Raw genomic sequence first — 19,762 nt, 5'->3', positions numbered from 1 at the left:
TGCCACGCCATGTAGTGGCTACGGCTAGATAACGGTCTGATAATCACACGATTGCCCTAAAGATCTCCAGGGAGACTCGCCGAATAGGCGCACGTGATTACCGACCGTCACGGTCAGTACGCTGAATAGCCTGACACGTCTCGCATCGCAGACGCGAGACCTGCCATGTGGTCGGTGGCGTCGTCCAGCACCGCCCGCGGATCCTGGAACTGCGTACTCGCGGCCAGTGCCTGCCCGGCGGCGGCCACCAACGCACAGTAGCGGTCCACGCCGTCCGCCAGTTGGATTCTGAGCACTCGAACACCCTCGACCAACGGCGCGCGCTCCAGCGGCGGTGCCGTGTCCCGAGCGCGCTCCACGGCCTGCAACTGCGCGGACACCGCACGGATGGCTGTCGAGGCCTCCTGGGCGGTCTGCCGGGCGTGCTGGACGGACTCGGTGGGCATCGTCGTGAGCGCGGGCGAGTCGAGCTGCACGAGCAGCTGGTTCATCGTGTCCTCGGCGCTGTGCAGCTTCTCCATCGGCACCCGCGCGGACGAGATGTGCGCGGGCAGCGGCGGCCTGGGCGGCGGCGGCGGCGACAACGCCAGCCGCTGCCGGGCGGCGCCGAGCTCACGCAGCTTGAACCCGCTGCGCACGGCGAGCAGACCGGGCACCGCGGCGCCGATCGTGCCGCCGACCGCGGCCCACGTGCCGAGCACGCCGGTGAAGCCGAAGACGGCGAGCGTGCCGAAGATCGTGATCAGGGCCAGCCAGAACGTCAGCACGGCGTTGGTGCGCTTCCGCTTGCGTTCCAGCTTCGCGACCGGGTCGTTCCACTTCTGCAGTCGATACCGCGCCTGCTCCGCCAGCGGGTGGCCCTGGAGCGACGCACCCAACTCGTTGACGACCTTGCGGACGATCTCGTTGTTGGGACGGTTTCTCCAGGGCTCCATGATCACCTGCTGACTCCTCCTGCCCCGCTCAGTTCTGAGCCGGCGGGACCTGATGCTGCGTGGTCTTCTGCTCCTGCTGGACGCGCTGCGCGATCTCGGCCTGGATCTGCGCGGCGGCACTGTTGCCCGCGGTCACCTGCGGAGGCGTGTTCGCCGCACCGCCGTGCATGGACGCGCGGATCTGCTCGAGACGCGACGAGCCGGCCATCTGCGTGGTCGAGGCCTGGACTTCGAGCATGCGGCCCTGTACCGAGTTCTGGGCGAGCTCGGCGGACCCGATCGCGGTCGCGTAGCGCTTCTCGATCTTGTCGCGAACCTCTTCCAGCGACGGGACGTTGCCCGGCGCGGCGAGCTCGCTCATCTGGGTCAGCGACGCGGAGACCTGCTCCTGCATCTTGGCCTGCTCGAGCTGGCTGAGGAGCTTGGTGCGCTCGGCCAGCTTCTGCTGCAGCATCATCGAGTTGCGCTCGACGGCCTGCTTGGCCTGTGCGGCGGCCTGCAGCGACTGGTCGTGCAGCGTCTTGAGGTCCTCGATGCCCTGCTCGGCGGTGACGAGCTGGGTGGCGAAGCTCTGCGCGGCGTTCTCGAACTGCGTGGCCTTCTGCTCGTCGCCCTTCGAGCGCGCCTCGTCGGCGAGCACGAGTGCCTGACGTGCGGACGCCTGCAACTTCTCCACGTCGCCCAGCTGCCGGTTCAGCTTCATCTCCAGCTGCCGCTGGTTGCCGATGACGGCCGCGGCCTGCTGAGAGAGCGCCTGGTGCTGACGCTGCGCCTCCTCGATGGCCTGCTGGATCTGCACCTTCGGGTCAGCGTGCTCGTCGATCTTCGACGAGAACGACGCCATCAGGTACTTCCAGAACTTCACGAACGGACTGGCCATCTCCTACGCCTGCCTTCTCGGTGCCGGTGTTGGATCCATCGTCTCAATTGTGCGTCGGCGGTTCCACCAACCTGGGGAGATATCCGGGAAGACCCCGACCCACCCCGGGACTTTGGACTGACACACCCGCCGGCGGCCAATCCTGCCCGCACCCGCGCCCCGAGACGCGGTGACCCAACGCGCTGTGGCCAAGCCGTTGCCTGCCGTTCAGCCCGCTGCCGTCGTTGTCCAGTTGAACGTGCGAAAGGGCAATCTTGTTGCAGACCGTCACGTGGCGGGCGCCACAGGTCGCATCGGTTCACCCGAATGCCAGCGACCCCGTCCACTCACGCGTGGACGGGGTCGGAACGACATGGGAATCAAGCCGCTACTACGGCCTTGGGCGTCTCGCCGATCTTGCTCGTGAGCCGGTGACTGAGCATCGGCTGCAGGCGCAGGTCGGACAGGTCGTCCGACAGCGTGGACGGCAGCACACGGCCACCCTCCAGCTTTCCGCGCTCCGCACGGCCGTCGGGGACGGTGTCGGGCACCGTGTCCGGCGTCTGCGAGACGGCGCCGATGTCGGAGGCGACGTGGTGCAGCAGTTCGGACAGTGGCAGCTCTAACGCGTCACAAATGGCCGCGAGGAGCTCGCTGGACGCCTCTTTGCGGCCGCGCTCCACCTCGGACAGGTACCCCAGGCTCACGCGGGCGGTCCGAGAGACCTCGCGCAGCGTGCGGCGTTGGTTGGTGCGGGCATGGCGAAGTCGATCACCGATCGCCTCGCGTAGCAGCACGGTCATCGCGCGCCTCCTTCCGGCCGGCCGTGTCCCTACGTTACCGATCGACACCGACAACGGGCACTGACTTCCGAACACGTCCGCCCAGGGCGAACGAACGCGGAGTCATCGTTTGTTCCCGTCCTCGGTCATCAGCAGGTGATCCGACAGCAGGACCAGCGCTTTTTCCACGGCTGTGAAACGCACCGCTTTCCTGTCGCCACTCACCGTGATTGTCCGCACTGTGGACACTCCAGGTCCGCTCAAGCCGATGTGGACCGTGCCTGGAGCGACTCCATCTTGCGGGTCAGGGCCGGCGACACCCGTGAGTCCGATTCCCCAGTCCGATTTGCACCGTTTCCGGGCTCCTTCGGCCAGTTGAACCGCCACCTCCGGGTGCACGGCGCCATGCTCGTCGAGCAACTGCTGATCCACGCCCGCGAGCTCGTGTTTGAGCTCGGTCGCGTAGACGATCAACCCACCGCGGACCACGGCACTCGCCCCCGGTGTGTCGACGATCGTCGCGCACAGCAGCCCCGCGGTCAGCGACTCTGCGGTGGCGACGGTCTGATGCCTCGCTTTGAGCAGCTCGACCACGTTCGTCATGCGACGGCCCGACCTGCTCTCGCCTTCAACTTGAACGCTCGGATCACGTAGTCGATTCCCGTGACGACGGTGAGGACCAGCGCGACGGCCATGATCACCCAGGCGATGAGCTCCAGCACGTCGTTCTGCGGCAGCACGAACAACCCGATCGCGATGACCTGCGCCAGCGTCTTGGCCTTGCCGCCGCGGCTGGCCGGGATGACGCCGTAGCGGATCACCCAGAACCGCAGCAGCGTCACACCTACCTCGCGCACGGCGATGACGATCGTGATCCACCACGGCAGCACGTCGAGCATGCTCAGGCCCACCAGCGCGGACCCGGTCAGCGCCTTGTCCGCGATCGGGTCGGCGATCTTGCCGAAGTCGGTGATCAGCCCGTGCTTGCGGGCGAGCGTGCCGTCGATGTGGTCGGTGAAGCTGGCGACGGCGAAGATGCCGAACGCGATGAGACGCCAGGTGGTGTCGAAACCGCCCGCTTCGAACAGGGAGAACAGGAAGACCGGAACGAGCGCCAGCCGCGCCATCGTGAGGATGTTCGCGACGTTGAGCAGCGGGACCTTCCGGGCCTCCGTCATGTCGGGATTACCTCGACGATCAGGTCGACGCCCTCGGAGTCGACCACCCGGCAGCGCACGAAGTCGCCGCGCTTGAGCCCCTCGGCCTCCAGCACGATGCACTCGCCGTCGACCTCGGGAGCCTGGTGCTCGGCCCGGCCGACGCAGTCGTTCTCGTCGTCCTCCTCGGTCTCGACCAGCACCGTGACCTCGGTGCCGACCCGGTCCTCGGCACGCTGGCTCGTCAGCTCCTCGACGAGGTTGCCGATCCGCTGCACGCGCTCCGCGATGGTGTCGGCGTCGAGCTTGCCGTCGAGCTCCTCGGCCTCGGTGCCGTCCTCGTCCGAGTACCCGAAGATGCCGACCGCGTCGAGCCGCGCCTCGGTCAGGAACCGCTCCAGCTCCCGCAGGTCCGCCTCGGTCTCGCCGGGGAAGCCCACGATGAAGTTGCTGCGGATGCCGGCCTCGGGCGCGTGCTCGCGGATCTGCCACACGAGCTTGAGGAAGCTGTCGGTGTCGCCGAACCGGCGCATGCGGCGCAGCACGTTCTCACTGGAGTGCTGGAACGACATGTCGAAGTAGTTCGCGACCTTGTCGGTCTTCGCGATGGCGGCGACGAGGCTGGGCTTGGTCTCGGCCGGCTGCAGGTAGCTGACCCGCACGCGCTCGACGCCGGGGATGGACGCGAGGCGCGGCAGCAGCTGCTCCAGGGCGCCCTGCTCGCGCGGCAGGTCCTTGCCGTAGCTCGTCGAGTTCTCGCTGACGAGGAACAGCTCCTTGACGCCGTTCTCGGCGAGCCACATGGCCTCGGCCACGACCTCGTCCGGGTGCCGCGACACGAACGCGCCGCGGAAGCTCGGGATCGCGCAGAAGCTGCACCGCCGGTCGCAGCCGGACGCGATCTTCAACGGTGCCACGGGGGCGTCGTCCAGGCGCTTGCGGGGCGTCTTGGTGGGCCCCCAGCCGTGACCGGGCACCTGGACCGCGTCCTTGGCTTCCTGACGCTTCACCGGCGTGATGGGCAGCAGCGTGCGGCGGTCCACCGGCACGTGCGACTCGACCTGCTTGCCGTGCAGCACGTCGTTGAGGCGCTCGGCGAGGTCGTTGTACTGGTCGAACCCGAGGACCGCGGCCGCCTCCGGGAGGCTGTCCGCGAGCTCCTTGCCGTACCGCTCAGCCATGCATCCGACCGCGACGACCTTGGCGCCGGTGTCGGACGCGGCGAGCAGCGTGTCGACGGAGTCCTTCTTGGCCTGCTCGACGAAGCCGCACGTGTTGACGACGACGACGTCCGCGCCCTCGTCCACCAGCTCCCAGCCGCCCTCGCCGAGGCGTCCGGCGAGTTCTTCGGAGTCGACCTCGTTGCGGGCGCAGCCCAGGGTCAGCAGCGACACGCGTCGCGGAGTGGTGGGAGAAGACACGGTGCTCAGCGTAACCGGGTCGGGTCCCGCAGCTTGAATCAGCGCTGCAACAGCACCTCGACGAGTCGCCACACGTCCGTGGACGGGTTACCCGGCTCCAGCTCCTTGGCGCGCTTGATCGCCGCCTCGACTCCCTCGTCGAACGTCGCGTAGTCGACCTTCGTCTTGTCGTAGCCGGGAACGTGCTTGGCGAGGATCCTGCAGCAGGACTTGCCGTTGTCGACGTGCGCGCGGTGGTCGGTGAAGTGCAGGATCAGCCAGACCTCGAAACAAGGGTCGGACACCACGAGCTCAACACCCAGGCGTTCCGATTCCACCCGAGCGGCCTCGATTTCGAAGTCGTCCACATCGACCACGCACCACACGCTGTCATACTCGTCTTTCGTGAAGATGCACTTCGCATATCTGACGAGGTTCTCGGGTGAGTCCGTTTTCTGCCTCACCTTGACGCGGGCGCCCCTCGCTCGGGCAAGCCCGTTGAAGTATGCGGGCTCGGTGCATCGACCACCTGTCACGATGAGAACGTGACCGGGCCGCAGTTCGCGGGGGCGACCGCGTCGAGACTGTGTGTTCTCCCTTTTCTTGTCACGCTTCGCCACGGCCACCTCCGACGACTTCCGCGAACCTGTCCTCGAACAGTTCCGGTACAGCTCCGTAGCGCCCGGCGAGATAGCGGCGTTCGAGGTTGTCTCCGTTGCGCGGCTTGAAGTCGGTCAACGGGTAGAGGGAGCTGGCACCGCTTGCCCTCTCCTTTTCCACAAACCAGACTTCGTCGCGGGCCAGCACCTCCTCCGCGAAAGGTGCGTTCAGCAGCGTTGCGTCGTGGGTGGTGAAGATGAGTTGCCCGCCTGCCGCGTTCGCGTGGTCGTCGTTGAAGAGGGAGACGAGCCGCATTGTCAGCAACGGGTGCAAGCTCGCGTCGATCTCATCGATGACCAGGCAGCCCCCGTCACGCAGGACCGCGAGAACGGAGGGAAGCACGCCCAGCCAGGACCGCGTGCCGGCCGACTCCTCATCGAACCGAAACGGCTCGGTACACCCTCGGTGAACCAGATTGACGGTCGCCCTTCGGAAGAAAGTTTCACTGATCGTCGACCTGCGAGTTTCAAAGAACATGGCCTGGACGTCTTCCTCGTCCAGCACCAGGTCATCGATTCCGACGTCAGCCGCACGAACCAGATCAACCAGCTCAGTCCTCAACTCAGGACGCTCTCGCAAGAACCCCGCGATCTCCTCCTCGAGAGCGCTCCCGCCGGTGTTCGCACGGAACCGAAGCGAGCTGACGAACCAGCGGTACACCGGCAAGACCCAGGGAATCTGGAGCTGAGCGGCAAGGCTCACGAGAAGCGCGTTCGGCCGGAGCATCGTTTCCAGGACTTCCAGCGCGGACTTGGACTCGTCGAGAGTGCTTCCGAACTTGATGTCGTCACCGACGCGTTCGAACAGCACCCGCTTCCGCTTCTCGGGGTAGCTGTACAGCCACTCCTCCCGGACGCGCACGTCGTCCACCTCAACGCCGTACGTGTATCGCACGCCGTCCTCGATCAGCTCGACCACGTACGTGGACGGCTCAGCACGCTTGCCGGCATCGAGCTTGAACGAGCGGTGACCGACCACTCCGGCGTCGGGCCCCCACTGAGCGAACGAGTTCTTCACCGCCACGGCCATGAACTTCAGGCCGTCGAGCAGGTTGGACTTACCGGAGGCGTTGGCACCGTAGACAGCAACGACCGGCAGAGCCTCGCGGTCCTTGGCATAAGCGGGCATGAGCAACAACTCGTGCTCGTCACGGAACGAACGATGATTCTCCAGCCGGAAGCTTCTGAGCACCCGAACCACCTCCGCTGAGAACTTTCAAGGCGTCTTGTGCAAGTAAACCGCACAGAGCCGCCCCTAGCTCCCTCCAACTGCAATCTCACCGGCAAGCGCACCACCGCGCGCCCGCCCGGAAGGCAAGCTCATACTTGTCGGTTGTGACCAGTGGGGTAGTCGTGCGGCGCGCCCGCACCAGTGACGTGCGCGCCATGAAGGCGCTGATCGACGGGTACGCGGGCAAGGTTCTGCTGGCCAAACCGCTGGTCACGCTGTACGAGGCGGTCCAGGAGTTCTGGGTGGCCGAGGAGGACGGCGAGCTGCTCGGCTGCGGCGCCCTGCACGTGATGTGGGAGGACCTGGCCGAGATCCGGTCCGTCGCGGTCTCCCCGCTGGCGCTCGGGCGTGGGGTGGGTCACCGGATCGTGGCGCAGCTCATCGCCACCGCCAAGGAGCTGGAGCTCGCGCGCATCTTCGTGCTGACGTTCGAGACCAAGTTCTTCAACAAGCACGGCTTCGTCGAGATCGAGGGCACGCCGGTGAGCCCCGAGGTCTACGAGGAGATCATGCGCAGTGTCGACGAGGGCGTCGCCGAGTTCCTCGACCTCAGCTACGTGAAGCCGAACACGCTCGGCAACAGCCGGATGCTGCTGGAGCTGTAACTGTTCGAGTAAATACTCGAATAGTCTTGACTCGATGAACCAGGGCACGCCAGGATCACACCCGTGCCCGAATCGCTGACCATCGACGACCTCGCCGCCCGGATCGGCCTGCCCAGCAGCACCATTCGCATGTACCAGACGAAGGGTGTGCTGCACGCGCCGAGACGGCAGGGGCGCGTGGCGTACTACGACGCCTCGCACGTCGAGCGGTTGACGTTGGTGCAGCGGTTGCAGCAGCGGGGGTTCTCGCTGCCGGCGATCGCCGAGCTGATCTCGGCACGGGAAAAGGGCGAGTCGGTCGCCGCGGTGCTCGGCATGGGCGAGACCGAGGGGCCCGACGACTGGGTTCGGATCAAGGTGCGCGACATCAAGCACCTGATTCCGATGGGAGACGTCCAACCGCGACTCCTCCTCCGGGCTATGCGGTTGGGCTTGGTGCGGTGGAAGTACGGCTGGCCGCACGCGCGTCGCTGGGCACTCGAGGCGGGCGGCAGGCTCGCCGGCCTCAGAGTGCCCAGCGATGACGTCATGGACAGCTTCACGCGCCTGCGCACGGCGACCGACGCGGTGGCGGCGGACTTCGTGCGGTTGTTCGAACGGCAGTTCTGGCCGGAGCTCGCACGCAAGGCCGGCGACGAGAACCAGCTGGAGAACGTGCGGGCGTTGCTGGTCGAGCTGACCTACACGGCGGAGACCGCGGTGGTGGGGACGCTGCGCGAGTCGATCCGCGACGCGGCCGAGGAGTTCGCTTCACGGCACGGGTTGCTGCCCAGCGACGACTTTCAGCCCGCGTGGGCCGAGCAGCCGTTGCCGCCGATCGCCGAGAACCTGATGGATCCGGCGGGTGATCTGCCGAGCGAGCAGGAGATCGAGAACTTCCTGAAACGGGGGGACGATGACGAGCCTGGTCGCTGATCCCGCCTGGCACGCGCAGATAAGAGACGAAGGCCTGGTCGTGTACGCGGGAGCTGATCTCGCGTACCTGATTCCGGACCTGCCCAGGGCGGTGGCCGTGGCGCTGGCGGGGCTGTTCGAGCCAGTTTTGAGGGGAGTGGCTCGAACGGTCGACGAAAGCCGGTTGGGGGAACCGGTACGCCGGCACGTGGCCCAGCTGAGGACCCTGGGCGCTCTCCGCCCGGCCGGGTTGCCGTCCGACGAACGCGAGCCGATCGGGGTCGGCACGCGGTTCGCCGGACAGGCGCCCGCCGGGCTGGTGGAGCGGTTGCCGCACGACGACGATCCGGACCTCTTGCTCGTCGTGCGGACAACAGGCACGTTGGTCGACTTGATCGAGGTGGCCCGCGAGACGAGGGTTCCGCACCTGTTGCTGGACCTCGCGTACCACCACACCGCCGCGATCGGGCCCTTCGTGGTGCCCGGCGCCGGCGCGTGTCTGGCGTGCCTCGCGGTGCGGGCGGGGCGGCGGTGGGGGGATCCGCCGCCTCCTCCGCACCCGGCGGCGATGTCGTTCGACTTCCCCGTTTCGCTTGCGTTGCAGGCCGTTCAGAACATCCGCAACGGCTCGCTGGCGCTGCTCGACACGGTCGTGACGGTCAACCTCGACGAGTTCACGACGACCCGCGAGAGCGTGCTGCCCGCGGCCGGCTGCGAGATCTGCCCGAAGGTCGAGTTCGGGCGCGTGACACTTCCTTGGGGGACTCATGAACGGGACAGCGGTCCGGTTACCTGACCAGTTCTCGCCGGGTGCGGCCGCCACCAACGCCGCGACGCCGACCTGTTGCTGTTGTTGTTGCTGCTGCGCGGTTTCCTCGGTCGGTGCGGCCGTGCACATCCCGGCGGCCCTGCACCAGGACACCAAAGAGCTCGAACGGCCGCGCAGCCTGCTGGTTCTGCCCGCCGCGATCTACCCGCTCCTCGTCGTCGTGCTGCCGTTCGCCACGAACGGCGCGATCTTCGACCTGCACTGGGGCTGGTGGGCCGGCAGCTTCGCCGCCGCCCTGGGGTGGGCGCTCGCGGCCGGCTCCATCTCCCGGTCGCCGAAGCCGTTCAGGAGCGCGGTACGGCTGCTCGGCTGGGCACTGCTGTGGTGCCTGGAGCCGTTCATCGCACTGGGCTTGATGGGACCGATCGGCCAGGCGACGCACGTCTCGGTCGCCGCGACGATCTACGTCGGCGGCGCACTGGCGTTCGGGTACTGGCTCTTCCGGCACTACTGGAGGAAGCGGTGAAGACCGTCGCGGAGGCGCTGGCCGAGCGCGCGGTCGGCTGGCGGCAGGGTGTGGTGTCACAACTGCATCCCGTGCCGCACAGTCTGTCCGATGTGGACGTCGAGGGATGGGCCGCGGTGCCCGAACCGTTCGCCAACGGCGGCACTTCCGGTGGCACCAGCAAGATCGCCGCGATCGCCGAGGCTCTGGAACGGCACGCCGCCGCGCGAGCGCCGCTGGAGATCGTCACCGACGGCGAGTGCTGGCCGTTGGAACACTTCAGTCTGCACACGGTCGAGCAACGCGTCCGCGGCGACTACCGCTACCGCAAAGGTTACGTCGACACGAAGTACACACGGGCGTGGACGTTGCCCGGCAACGAACCCATCCGCGTGCCTGCCGGGCTGGTCGGCCTCGACATCGGGTACGGGCTGCCCGCGACCTCGTCCGGGCTCGCCGCCGGGCCGTCGACCACCAGCGCGTTGCTGAGGGCGACCCAGGAACTGGTCGAGCGCGACGCGTTCACCACGACCTGGCTGCACTCCATTGCACCGCAACGGTTTTCCGCCGATCTGCCGCACGGCGCCCAGGCCTTCGACCTCACGCCCGCCTACAGCACGCACCCGGTGATCGCCGTCGCCGGCTCGCTGCCGATCGCCGGCAAGCCACGTCCCACGCTCGGCCTGGCCTGCCGCGCGACGGTCGCGGACGCGGTGCGGAAAGCCTACGAGGAGTGGGTGCAGGGCACCGTGTTCATCGAGGTGTGGCTGGCGCGCAACGGCGCCGAGCCCGTCGAGGAAGTCAGCGACTTCGACAAGCACGCGGTGTACTACGCGACGCACCCGGAGAAGTGGGACGCGCTGCCGTGGTTCGCAGGCTTCGAGACGGAACCACCGGCGGATGCCGAACACCGTGGCACCGCTGAAGAACTGACCGAACTGGTGCACGCGCTGGACCGCGCGGACATCCGGCTCGCCTACCGCGAGCTGACCACGCCGGAACTGTCCGCGGTCGGGCTGCACTGCGTCCGCGTCCTCTCCCCCGACCTCGCACCGCTGCACGCCGACCACCGCTGGCCCCACCTCGGCGGCCGGGCGAGCGAACTGCACTGGCGCTACCCGCACGCCTCACCGGGCGTGTTCCCCAATCCCGCACCACATCCACTGGGGTGACCGAGGTGTTCGACGACTTCTGGGCCGCCAGCCGGTTCTCCCCGCTGCACCAGCTCCGCCTCGGCGAGCGGCTGCGCGACTTCCGCCCGCGACCGCCGTTGATCGACCCGCTGGAGCTGCCCACCGCGCCCCGGCCGTTGCCGAAGCCCAAAGACCGGCTGCAGAAGCTGTTCCAGGCGCGGAGGAGCACGCGGGAGTTCGCTCAGAAACCCTTGACCGACAAGCAACTCGGCACGGTCCTCGGCGCGCTGGGAGACAACAGCTGCCCGTCCGCCGGCGGCCTGAACCCGGTGCACTGCTACGCCTTCCACCAGGGCCGTGCGGTTCGCTACGACATCCGCAGGCACGCCCTCCAGGACATCGGCGACGCGCCGGAGAACCTCGCGGAGATTCTCGGCACGCCCGAGGTGCCACCGCTCACGATCGTGCTGGTGTTAAAAGACAACGAGGCCTTCGACAAGTACGGAGAGCGAGCAGGGCGGTTCGGCCTGATCGAGGTCGGCGCGGCCGCACAGAGCATCTGCCTCCGTTTGGCGGAGCAGAAACTCGGTGGCTATCTGCTCGGCGGAGTAGCGGACCACGAGATGCTTCACTCACTCGGCTTACCGCGCGACCTTCGCGTGGCCACGGCGATCGCCTGCGGTCACATGATCACCTGACGTTCATCAGATCGTGTCTACCGAGGACAGACGATCACCCGCTACAACTGGCGAGACCCTGCTCACACTCCGAGGAGCTCGCCATGTCGAAGACCCTGCGTTCGGCATTCGTGGGTGCCGCCGCGACCCTGGCCCTGATCTTCACCGGTGCCCCGGCTCAGGCCGTGGACATCGTCGCGGTGACCGACGACTACCTCTTCACGAAGACACTCAGCCAATTCACAACACTCCGCGCGCAGCAGACCTACCCCGGTCAGCTCGACTGGTCGTCCGACGGCTGCTCGTACTCGCCGGACAACCCCTTCGGCTTCAAGTTCCTGCCGGCCTGCCACCGGCACGACTTCGGCTACCGCAACTACAAGCGCCAGTCCCGGTTCAACGAGACCACGCGCCTGAGCATCGACAACAACTTCAAGTCCGACCTGTACAAGCAATGCAGCGGCAACTGGGCGTGCAAGCGCACCGCCGACATCTACTACAAGGCCGTGCGCGAGTTCGGCGCCAGCGCGTCGTCCACCGCGAACAGCATCGAGCAGGCAAGCATCCAGCAGGCCGGACTGAAGTAAGACTCAGTCCTCGTCGTCGCCGGCGGGGCCGCCTCCACGCATCAGGTAGATCACGGACTCGAGCTCGTCCGGCTTGATCAGCACCTCACGTGCCTTCGAGCCCTCGGACGGACCGACCACCCCGCGGGTCTCCAGCAGGTCCATGAGGCGCCCCGCCTTCGCGAACCCGACGCGGAGCTTGCGCTGCAACATCGACGTCGAGCCGAACTGCGACGTGACGATCAGTTCGGTCGCCTGCACCAGCAGCTCCAGGTCGTCGCCGATGTCGGCGTCGATCTCCTTCTTCTCGCCCGCCTTCTGCGCCGTGACGCCGTCGGTGTACTCGGGCTGAGCCTGGTTCTTGGTGAACTCGACGATCGAGGAGATCTCCTCGTCGCCGACGAACGCGCCCTGGATGCGCACCGGCTTCGAGGCACCCATCGGCAGGTACAGGGCGTCGCCCATGCCGATCAGCTTCTCCGCGCCCGGCTGGTCCAGGATGACCCGCGAGTCCGTCAACGACGACGTCGCGAACGCCAGCCGCGACGGCACGTTCGTCTTGATCAGACCGGTGACGACGTCGACGGACGGCCGCTGCGTGGCCAGCACCAGGTGGATGCCCGCCGCACGCGCCTTCTGCGTGATGCGCACGATCGCGTCTTCCACGTCGCGCGGCGCGGTCATCATCAGGTCGGCGAGCTCGTCGACGATCGCCATGATGTACGGGTACGGCCGGTAGACGCGCTCGGATCCGGGCGGCGCGGTGATCTCGCCGGACTTCACCTTGCGGTTGAAGTCGTCGACGTGACGCACCCGGTTGACCTGCATGTCCTGGTAGCGCTGCTCCATCTCCTCGACGAGCCACGCCAGCGCCGCCGCGGCCTTCTTCGGCTGCGTGATGATCGGCGTGATCAGGTGCGGGATGCCCTCGTACGGCGTCAGCTCGACCATCTTCGGGTCGATCAGGATCATCCGGACCTCGTCCGGCGTCGCGCGGGCGAGCAGCGACACCAGCATCGAGTTCACGAACGACGACTTGCCGGAACCCGTGGAGCCCGCGACCAGCAGGTGCGGCATCTTCGTCAGGTTCGCGGTGACCATGTGGCCCTCGATGTCCTTGCCGAGGCCGATCACCATCGGGTGCGTGTCCTTGACCGTGGACGGCGCGCGCAGCACGTCGCCCAGGCGCACCATCTCGCGGTCGCTGTTCGGCACCTCGATGCCGACCGCCGACTTGCCGGGGATCGGGGCCAGCAGGCGCACGTTGTCCGTCGCCACGGCGTACGCGATGTTCTTGGTCAGCGCGGTGATCTTCTCGACCTTCACGCCGGGGCCGAGCTCGACCTCGTACCGCGTCACCGTCGGGCCGCGGGTGAAGCCGGTGACCTGGGCGTCGATCGAGAACTGGTCCAGCACGCCGGTGATGGCCTCGATCATCTGGTCGTTGGCCTTGCTGCGGGTCTTCGGCGCGTCGCCGTCCTTGAGGACGTCCGGCGGTGGCAGCTGGTACTCCCCGTCGACCGCGCGCACGACCAACGCCGGGGCGGCTGCCTTCTCCTTCTTCGCGGCGGGCTTCGGCGCGGGTTCCGGCTCCTCCAACGGAAGTTCGGCCTGCGGCTCCTCCTCCACGGGCGCCGCAGCCTGGCGACGGCGCGACGGACGGCGCAGGCGAACCGGCTTCGGCTCCTCTTCCTGCTCGTCGTCCGCGACCGGCTCGTCGTTCTTCGTGCCGGGGTGCAGAAGCGAGCGGATGCGTTCGGGCGCCTGGCGGATCGGCGTGTGCGTCACGACCAGCAGGCCGTACCCGAAGATCAGGAACAGCAACGGCCCGGCGACCCACGGCGTGAGGCCCTGCGCCAGGAACCCACCGGCGAGATAGCCGAGGGCGCCACCGGCGGCGCGGCGTTCGATCGGGTCCATCGGCAGGCCGCCGATGAGGTGGAACATGCCGAGCACACCGATCATCAGCAGCAACGAGCCGATGATCAGCCGCGGCCGCGCGTCCGGCTTCGGGTCGGTGCGCATCAGCGTGACGCCGATGCCGAGCAACACGACCGGCACGATCACCGCGGGGAACCCGACGGAGCTGCGCACGGCCACGTCGACCCACTGCCCGACCGGTCCGCCGGCCTGCCACCACACCCCGGCGCCGGTGATGAACGCCAGCGCGATCAGCAGCAGCCCGAGGCCGTCACGACGATGTTCGGGATCGAGGTCCTTGGTACGACTGACCGTGCGCACCAGACTGCCGACACCACGCCCCAAAGCGCCCCACACCGCACTGATCGCGCCGCTGCTCTTGCGGGGAGCGGGCTTTCTGGACGCGGTGGATCGCGCCCGCGGCTTGGCTGGTGCTTTGCCGCGTGACGTGGTCTTTCTCGAAGTCCCTGTACGCCCGGCCATGTGTATAAGGTAGTCCCTCGCGTCTCACCAGCCCCGTTTGCAACTGGGACGCGTGCGAATCCTCATGGTTCCCCGAATCCCGCACGGTGTCGTTTCGACACGCCGTACGCTGCCCCGCGTGTCCACACCGCTCTTCTGGCGCGTGCTCATGGCGATCGACCGTGGCTTCGTCGCGCTGACCGGCAAGCTCGAGGTGTCCGGTGACGTCCCACCGGAGCTGTTCGGCAAGCCGTTGTTGCTGGCTTCCAACCACATCGGGAACCTCGACCCGTTCGTGCTCATCGCGGCGTGTCGCAAGGCGGGCATCAACCCGCGCTTCATGCTCGCGGGCGGCCTGCTCGACGCGCCGATCATGGGCCCCGCCCTGAAGGCGTGCGGGCACCTGCGCGTCGACCGGCGGTCGGCGAACGTCGGCGAGGCGATGCACCGGGCCGTCGACGCGTTGCGGAAGGGCGGCGACCCCATCGCCGTCTATCCCGAGGGCAAGATCACCCTGGACCCCGGCATGTGGCCGGAGCGCGGCAAGACCGGCGTCGCCCGGATGGCGCTGGGCGGCGGCATCCCGGTGATCCCGATCAGCCAGTGGGGTGCGCACGAGGCCGTGTACTGGGGCAACCTGCACGTGTCCGGCTGGAGGGACTTCCTGCCGTATCTGACTTCGTGGCTGTCCGCGGTCCGCAGGCGACCGACGTTCAAGGTCCACTTCGGCAAGCCGGTCGAGCTGTCCGACCTGAAGGCCGAGACCATGGGCGACGCCCGCCGGGCCCACGAGCGGATCATGACCGCGATCACCGAGGGCTTGGTGCCGCTGCGCCTCGACGAGCCGGACCTGCCGCGCTTCCACGACCCGACGCGTCCGACGACCGGTTCCTCCCCCTGGCGGCCCGCGTGATCGAGTAGGCGATCACCGTGATCAGCATCAGGAACGGTGCCGGACTGCTGGTGCTGAGCCCGATCACGAGATCCGCCAAGGGAATGACCAGGGCCAGCGCGAACGCTTTGGCGCTCGCCGTGGGCAGTTTGACCTTCGGGTCCGCCCACGGCGTGCGCCCCCACGGTTTCGCGACGCTGAGCCACGTCTGGAACGAGAACGCGCTGATCATGCACGCGGTGCCGATGGGCATCCACATGTCGACGTGGCCGTTCGCCGCGGCTTCCAGCCGGTCGCTCAGGATGAAGATGCCGACGTAGAGCTGGCCCACCGTGATCGCGAACTTCCCGAGCACCCACCAGTGCCGGAAGTAGCCCCACGGCGTCGTCGCGCTGAGCATCATGCCGGTGAACGCGCTCGCGGCCCCCATGAAGGCGAGCACGTGGTGGTCGAGCACGCGCGCCATCCTGAACGCGTTGACGTCACCGGTGTTCAGGCCGTAGAGCAGCAACGCGAACAACGCCACGGCTTGGCTGAGCCAGCCGACGGACGTCACGACGTGCAGCCACACCACCAGGGTTCGCAAGCGCTTCTGCATGACATGTAGCTTGCCTACACATCACGGCGAGCGCATCAGGGATCACCCTTACTGCGCAACGCGGTCCAGCCACTCGCCGACGAGCGCGTCGAACAGCACCGGCTGTTCGATCTGCAGGTTGTGCCCGGCGGTGTCCAGGACGACGAACGACGCGTACGGGTAGTGCGGCAGCAACGCGTACACGTCCTCGTACCCGGTGATGTTGTCCTGGCGCCCGGTCAGCACCAGCGCCGGCCGTTCGTACGTCCCGAGTTCCGGCCCCTCCGACAACTCCCACCTGGCCTGGATCCGCAGCATCGCCGCGCGGTCCGCGATCTCCAGACCGGGCAGGATCTCCTCCGCGAACCGCCGCGCCGTCTCGGCCGTCCGCACCACGGCCATGCCGTCGAACTGCGCCGCCAGGTCCGGATCCAGCTCGACGCCGTCCGTCCGGCGCAGCTCGAACGGTGGCACGGTCCGGTCGGCCGCCTGCATCTTCGTCCCGGTCGGGCAGATCAGCGCCAGCCCGTGCACCTGTTCCGGTCGCCGATGCGCCAACGCCCGCGCCAGGTAGCCGCCGTACGACTCGCCGATCAGCAGGAACGGCTCGGCGCCGATCTCCGCGTCGACGAACTCTTCCAGCTCGGCAAGCATGTCGTCGCTGGACTTCACGTCGCCTGCCGACGACTTCCCCATCGCCGGCAGGTCGGGGTACAGGCGCCGATAGCCGGGCCTGGTCGCGAAGACCGGTTCCAGGCAGCCGAGCATCAGGCGGTGGTCAGGGGTCCAGCCGTGGATGGCGAGCACCGGTGTGCCGGTGCCGAGTTCTACGAAGTGCACAGCGCATTTCTATGCCAGTTCGTGCAGCCGTGCGCGCACTTCCGGAGTAAGAGGGTGGTCGTAGTCCTCGTAGATCGTCAACGCTTCCAGCAGGTACGTGCGCGCCACGTCCGGCTGACCGACGCTCGTCTCCCCCAGGCCGTGCAACGCCTCCGCGAGGCTCTTGCGGTCGCCGAGCACACGTAGGAACTCCAGTGCGTGCCGGAACGAGTCGCGCGACTCGACGCGCTGACCGAGCTTGCACTGCGCCCAGCCGATGCTGACCAGCGCCATCGCCTTGCCGTGCACCGCGCCGTGCGAGTCCATCAGCTCGAACGCCGTCCGCGCCGACGCCAGCGACGCCTCGTGCTGACCGGCGGAGCGCAGGATGTCGCTCAGGAACAGCCTGGTGCCGCCCTCGCCGAACCACGAGCCGACCTCGGCGTGCCGGGTCAGGGCCTCGCCGAACCGGTCGACGGCCAGATCGAACTGACGCAGGCCGCCATACGCCATGCCCAGCCCGGTGAGGCTCCACGCCGCACCGACGCGGTCGTCGATCTCGGTCCGGATCTGCAACGCGCGATCGAACAGTTCGAGCGCGTCGGCGAACCGCTGACCGCGGCAGGCAGCAAGCCCCTGGCCGTGCACCGCCCACGCGCGTGCGGCCTGGTTGCCGTCGCGGGCCGCCGTGCGTTCGGCAACGCGGTACGTGCGAGTCCACTCGTCCAGTGCGCTGGAGACGATGAAGTAGTTCCACAGCGCCAACGGGATCCGCCACGCGGCAGGCGAGTGCTCGTCCTCGGCGAGCCGGGTCACGGCCAGCAGGTTCGCCGATTCCGTGCGGCACCAGGTGAACGCGTCGTCGTGCGAGGTGAAGTCCTGTGTGGACAGTGGGGGCAGCAGGAACGCCGGGTGGTCCGGGGGCGCGATGATGGCGCCGGCCGCGTTCGCCGTGTCGAAGTACCACCCCAGCAGCCGTTTCACCGCCTCGTCGCGGCCGTCCGCCGACTCCTCGGTCGCGCTGAGTTCCGTGGCGTACAGGCGAAGCAGGTCGTGCAGCCGGAACCGGCCGCGCGCGACCTCCTCGATCATGTGCCCGCCGGCCAGCACGTCGACCAGCGTCCGGGCGCGCGACACCGGCACTCCGGCCACCGCGGCGACGGCGTTCAGGCTGATCTCCGCGCCCGGATGCAGGCCGATGAGCCGGAACACCCGTGCGGCATCGGGTTTCAGCGCCAGGTACGACCACGAGAACGCCGCGCGCACCGCCGTGTCCTCGTCGTCGCCGGTCGCCAGCACGTTCAACCGGTCGCGTTCGTCGGCGAGATCTCCTGCCAGGTCGGCCAGCGTCAGATGTGGCCGCGTGACAACGCGTTCGGCCGCGATCCGCACCGCCAACGGCAGATGCCCGCACAGTTCGACGAGCTTGGCGGCGGCAACCGGTTCGGCGGCGACGCGGTCCGGGCCGACCGCGGACGTCAGCAGCGCCAGGCCTTCGTCGCGCGTCAGCGTCGACAACGTCATCGAGTGCGCGCCGTCGCGTGCCACGAGCCCGCCGAGGTGGTTGCGCGAGGTCACCAGGACCATCGACGTGGACCGGCCGGGCAGCAGCGGACGAACCTGTTCCGCCAGCCGGGCGTTGTCGAGCAGCACCAGCACCCGTTTGCCCGCCAGCACGCTCCGGTACAGGGCGGACTTCGCGGACATCTCGTCCGGGATGCGTTCGGCCGGCACGCCGAGGCTCTGCAGCAGCTGGTGCAGAGCGGCGGCGGGCTGCACCGGCGGTGACGACGCGTCGAACCCGCGCAGGTCGACGTGCAACTGTCCGTCGGGGAACTGCGATGCCACCTGGTGCGCGAACCGGACCGCGAGCGCGGTCTTGCCGACGCCACCGGTGCCGGTGATCGCGACGAGGACCGGGGAATGGTCGTGCGGAACGACTTCGGCGAGCTTCGCGAGTTCCTTCTCGCGGCCGGTGAAGTCGCGGATCTCGTGCGGCAGCTGGACCGGGACCAGCACGGGCGCCGCGGGTTCCGGCTGCGGGTCGTGCCTGCCCACCAGCAACTGCTCGTGCAGCTGACGCAGTTCCGGACCGGGCTCGATGCCGAGCTCCTCGATCAGCAACCGGCGTAAGTCCGTGTAGACGGCGAGCGCCTCGGCCTGCCTGCCACCGCGGTACAGCGCGGACATCAGCAGGCCGTGCAGCCTCTCTCGCAACGGATGCGCGCTGACCAACGTCGTCAGCTCCCCCGCCACCTCCGCCTCGCGCCCGACAGACAGCATCAACGCCGCACGCTGCTCCACGGCCGTGAGCCGCAACTCGGCAAGGCGCGCGCGCTCAACCGCGGCGAACGGCCCAGGTACGCCGTCCAGTGCGATGCCGCGCCACAACCCCAGTGCGGCGTCGAAAGCCCTGATGGCCTCGGCCGGCTGACCGCGCAACCGGCCCGCTTCGTCCAGATGCGCGCGGAACCTGGCAGCGTCCGAACCGGCGGACGGGAGTCGCAGCAAATATCCAGCATCCGTGGAGAGCAGCACGGAACTCGGCGCGCGCGAGGCCCTGCCCGGTTCGAACAGCCGCCTCAACCCGGCGACATAGGTGTGGATGCCGTTGTCCGCGCTGGCGGGCGGATCGTCACCCCAGACGGCGTCGATCAGCTCACTGCGCGACACGACGTGGTTGGCGCGCAGGGCGAGCACCGCGAGCACAGCTCTCTGCCGCGGCGGCCCCAGGGTGAGCTCCTGACCGTCCACCGTTGCCGCGAGCGCGCCCAGCAGGCTGACGCGCAACCCGTTCTGCACCGTATGTCCTACTCCGTTGCTGTCCGCAGTCACCTAGCAACCTACCGTCAGTTTTCGTCCAGAAGCCATCCAGAGCATGTGCAGAGAGGTTCTCCACACTTCACAAAGGTGGATTGGG

Annotated in this window: 20 protein-coding genes; 8 read left to right on the top strand and 12 right to left on the bottom strand. The window is 68.0% G+C overall.

The window, feature by feature from the left end; genetic code table 11:
- Positions 1-113: 113 nt before the first annotated feature.
- The 8 genes from pspM to B0F77_RS26885 form a co-directional block, all read right to left on the bottom strand.
- On the bottom strand, positions 114-935 hold the full coding sequence (pspM, locus tag B0F77_RS26920; protein WP_086665795.1) for a phage shock envelope stress response protein PspM: 822 nt from the start codon (positions 933-935) through the stop codon (positions 114-116).
- A gap of 28 nt (positions 936-963) precedes the next feature.
- Positions 964-1,815, bottom strand: a complete 852-nt coding sequence (locus tag B0F77_RS26915; RefSeq protein WP_086665773.1) for a PspA/IM30 family protein — start codon at positions 1,813-1,815, stop codon at positions 964-966.
- Between the two features lie 359 nt (positions 1,816-2,174).
- Positions 2,175-2,597 (bottom strand): helix-turn-helix domain-containing protein, encoded by a 423-nt coding sequence (locus B0F77_RS26910; RefSeq protein ID WP_086665772.1) that lies wholly within the window; start codon positions 2,595-2,597, stop codon positions 2,175-2,177.
- 102 nt (positions 2,598-2,699) lie between these two features.
- Complete coding sequence (locus tag B0F77_RS26905; protein WP_086665771.1) at positions 2,700-3,179, bottom strand: CinA family protein; 480 nt, start codon at positions 3,177-3,179, stop codon at positions 2,700-2,702.
- A complete protein-coding gene (pgsA, locus tag B0F77_RS26900; RefSeq protein ID WP_086665770.1) occupies positions 3,176-3,754 on the bottom strand; it encodes a CDP-diacylglycerol--glycerol-3-phosphate 3-phosphatidyltransferase in 579 nt (192 codons plus the stop codon). The genes B0F77_RS26905 and pgsA overlap by 4 nt, the downstream gene beginning before the upstream one ends.
- The gene (rimO, locus tag B0F77_RS26895) at positions 3,751-5,154 is read right to left on the bottom strand and encodes a 30S ribosomal protein S12 methylthiotransferase RimO (RefSeq protein WP_169730987.1); all 1,404 of its coding nucleotides are present in this window, start codon (positions 5,152-5,154) and stop codon (positions 3,751-3,753) included. Before rimO ends, pgsA begins: the two co-directional genes overlap by 4 nt.
- A gap of 38 nt (positions 5,155-5,192) precedes the next feature.
- Positions 5,193-5,669 carry an RloB family protein gene (locus B0F77_RS26890; RefSeq protein ID WP_158102833.1) on the bottom strand — a complete coding sequence of 159 codons (477 nt, stop codon included), beginning with the start codon at positions 5,667-5,669 and terminating at the stop codon, positions 5,193-5,195.
- A 70-nt stretch (positions 5,670-5,739) separates the two neighbouring features.
- Entirely contained in the window at positions 5,740-6,984 is a 1,245-nt protein-coding gene (locus B0F77_RS26885) for an AAA family ATPase (RefSeq protein ID WP_086665793.1), read from the bottom strand.
- A gap of 143 nt (positions 6,985-7,127) precedes the next feature.
- Here B0F77_RS26885 and B0F77_RS26880 point away from each other — a divergent pair, with 143 nt between their 5' ends.
- From B0F77_RS26880 to B0F77_RS26855, 7 genes are all read left to right on the top strand, one after another.
- Positions 7,128-7,628, top strand: a complete 501-nt coding sequence (locus B0F77_RS26880) for an amino-acid N-acetyltransferase (RefSeq protein WP_086665768.1) — start codon at positions 7,128-7,130, stop codon at positions 7,626-7,628.
- Between the two features lie 63 nt (positions 7,629-7,691).
- On the top strand, positions 7,692-8,543 hold the full coding sequence (locus tag B0F77_RS26875; RefSeq protein WP_245848676.1) for a MerR family transcriptional regulator: 852 nt from the start codon (positions 7,692-7,694) through the stop codon (positions 8,541-8,543).
- Positions 8,524-9,318 (top strand): hypothetical protein, encoded by a 795-nt coding sequence (locus tag B0F77_RS26870; RefSeq protein ID WP_086665766.1) that lies wholly within the window; start codon positions 8,524-8,526, stop codon positions 9,316-9,318. The genes B0F77_RS26875 and B0F77_RS26870 overlap by 20 nt, the downstream gene beginning before the upstream one ends.
- Positions 9,290-9,817 carry a hypothetical protein gene (locus tag B0F77_RS48085; protein ID WP_158102832.1) on the top strand — a complete coding sequence of 176 codons (528 nt, stop codon included), beginning with the start codon at positions 9,290-9,292 and terminating at the stop codon, positions 9,815-9,817. The genes B0F77_RS26870 and B0F77_RS48085 overlap by 29 nt, the downstream gene beginning before the upstream one ends.
- Entirely contained in the window at positions 9,814-10,968 is a 1,155-nt protein-coding gene (locus tag B0F77_RS26865; RefSeq protein WP_158102831.1) for a YcaO-like family protein, read from the top strand. The genes B0F77_RS48085 and B0F77_RS26865 overlap by 4 nt, the downstream gene beginning before the upstream one ends.
- Positions 10,965-11,627: a nitroreductase family protein gene (locus tag B0F77_RS26860; RefSeq protein ID WP_158102830.1), complete on the top strand. Its 663-nt coding sequence runs from the start codon at positions 10,965-10,967 to the stop codon at positions 11,625-11,627. The genes B0F77_RS26865 and B0F77_RS26860 overlap by 4 nt, the downstream gene beginning before the upstream one ends.
- An 83-nt stretch (positions 11,628-11,710) precedes the next feature.
- Complete coding sequence (locus B0F77_RS26855; protein ID WP_086665763.1) at positions 11,711-12,193, top strand: phospholipase; 483 nt, start codon at positions 11,711-11,713, stop codon at positions 12,191-12,193.
- Positions 12,194-12,196: 3 nt separating this feature from the next.
- Here the strand turns inward: B0F77_RS26855 and B0F77_RS26850 are convergent, their stop codons facing one another.
- Positions 12,197-14,575, bottom strand: a complete 2,379-nt coding sequence (locus B0F77_RS26850; protein ID WP_086665762.1) for an FtsK/SpoIIIE family DNA translocase — start codon at positions 14,573-14,575, stop codon at positions 12,197-12,199.
- A gap of 148 nt (positions 14,576-14,723) precedes the next feature.
- Here B0F77_RS26850 and B0F77_RS26845 point away from each other — a divergent pair, with 148 nt between their 5' ends.
- Positions 14,724-15,467 carry a lysophospholipid acyltransferase family protein gene (locus tag B0F77_RS26845; RefSeq protein WP_245848681.1) on the top strand — a complete coding sequence of 248 codons (744 nt, stop codon included), beginning with the start codon at positions 14,724-14,726 and terminating at the stop codon, positions 15,465-15,467.
- Here B0F77_RS26845 and B0F77_RS26840 read toward each other — a convergent pair.
- Genes B0F77_RS26840 through B0F77_RS26830 form a run of 3 tightly spaced genes read right to left on the bottom strand, consistent with a single transcriptional unit; the run spans position 15,364 to position 19,677 of the window.
- Complete coding sequence (locus tag B0F77_RS26840; RefSeq protein ID WP_211294044.1) at positions 15,364-16,044, bottom strand: hypothetical protein; 681 nt, start codon at positions 16,042-16,044, stop codon at positions 15,364-15,366. The genes B0F77_RS26845 and B0F77_RS26840 overlap by 104 nt on opposite strands.
- 48 nt (positions 16,045-16,092) lie before the next feature.
- Complete coding sequence (locus B0F77_RS26835) at positions 16,093-16,863, bottom strand: alpha/beta fold hydrolase (protein WP_086665760.1); 771 nt, start codon at positions 16,861-16,863, stop codon at positions 16,093-16,095.
- A 9-nt stretch (positions 16,864-16,872) separates the two neighbouring features.
- Positions 16,873-19,677, bottom strand: a complete 2,805-nt coding sequence (locus tag B0F77_RS26830; protein ID WP_086665759.1) for an AfsR/SARP family transcriptional regulator — start codon at positions 19,675-19,677, stop codon at positions 16,873-16,875.
- Positions 19,678-19,762: the final 85 nt, after the last annotated feature.

Source organism: Lentzea kentuckyensis, assembly GCF_002150765.1.
Lineage (GTDB): Bacteria > Actinomycetota > Actinomycetes > Mycobacteriales > Pseudonocardiaceae > Lentzea > Lentzea kentuckyensis.
Note: the sequence above shows the minus strand (reverse complement) of the source record. Positions and strands in the feature narration are given on the sequence as shown.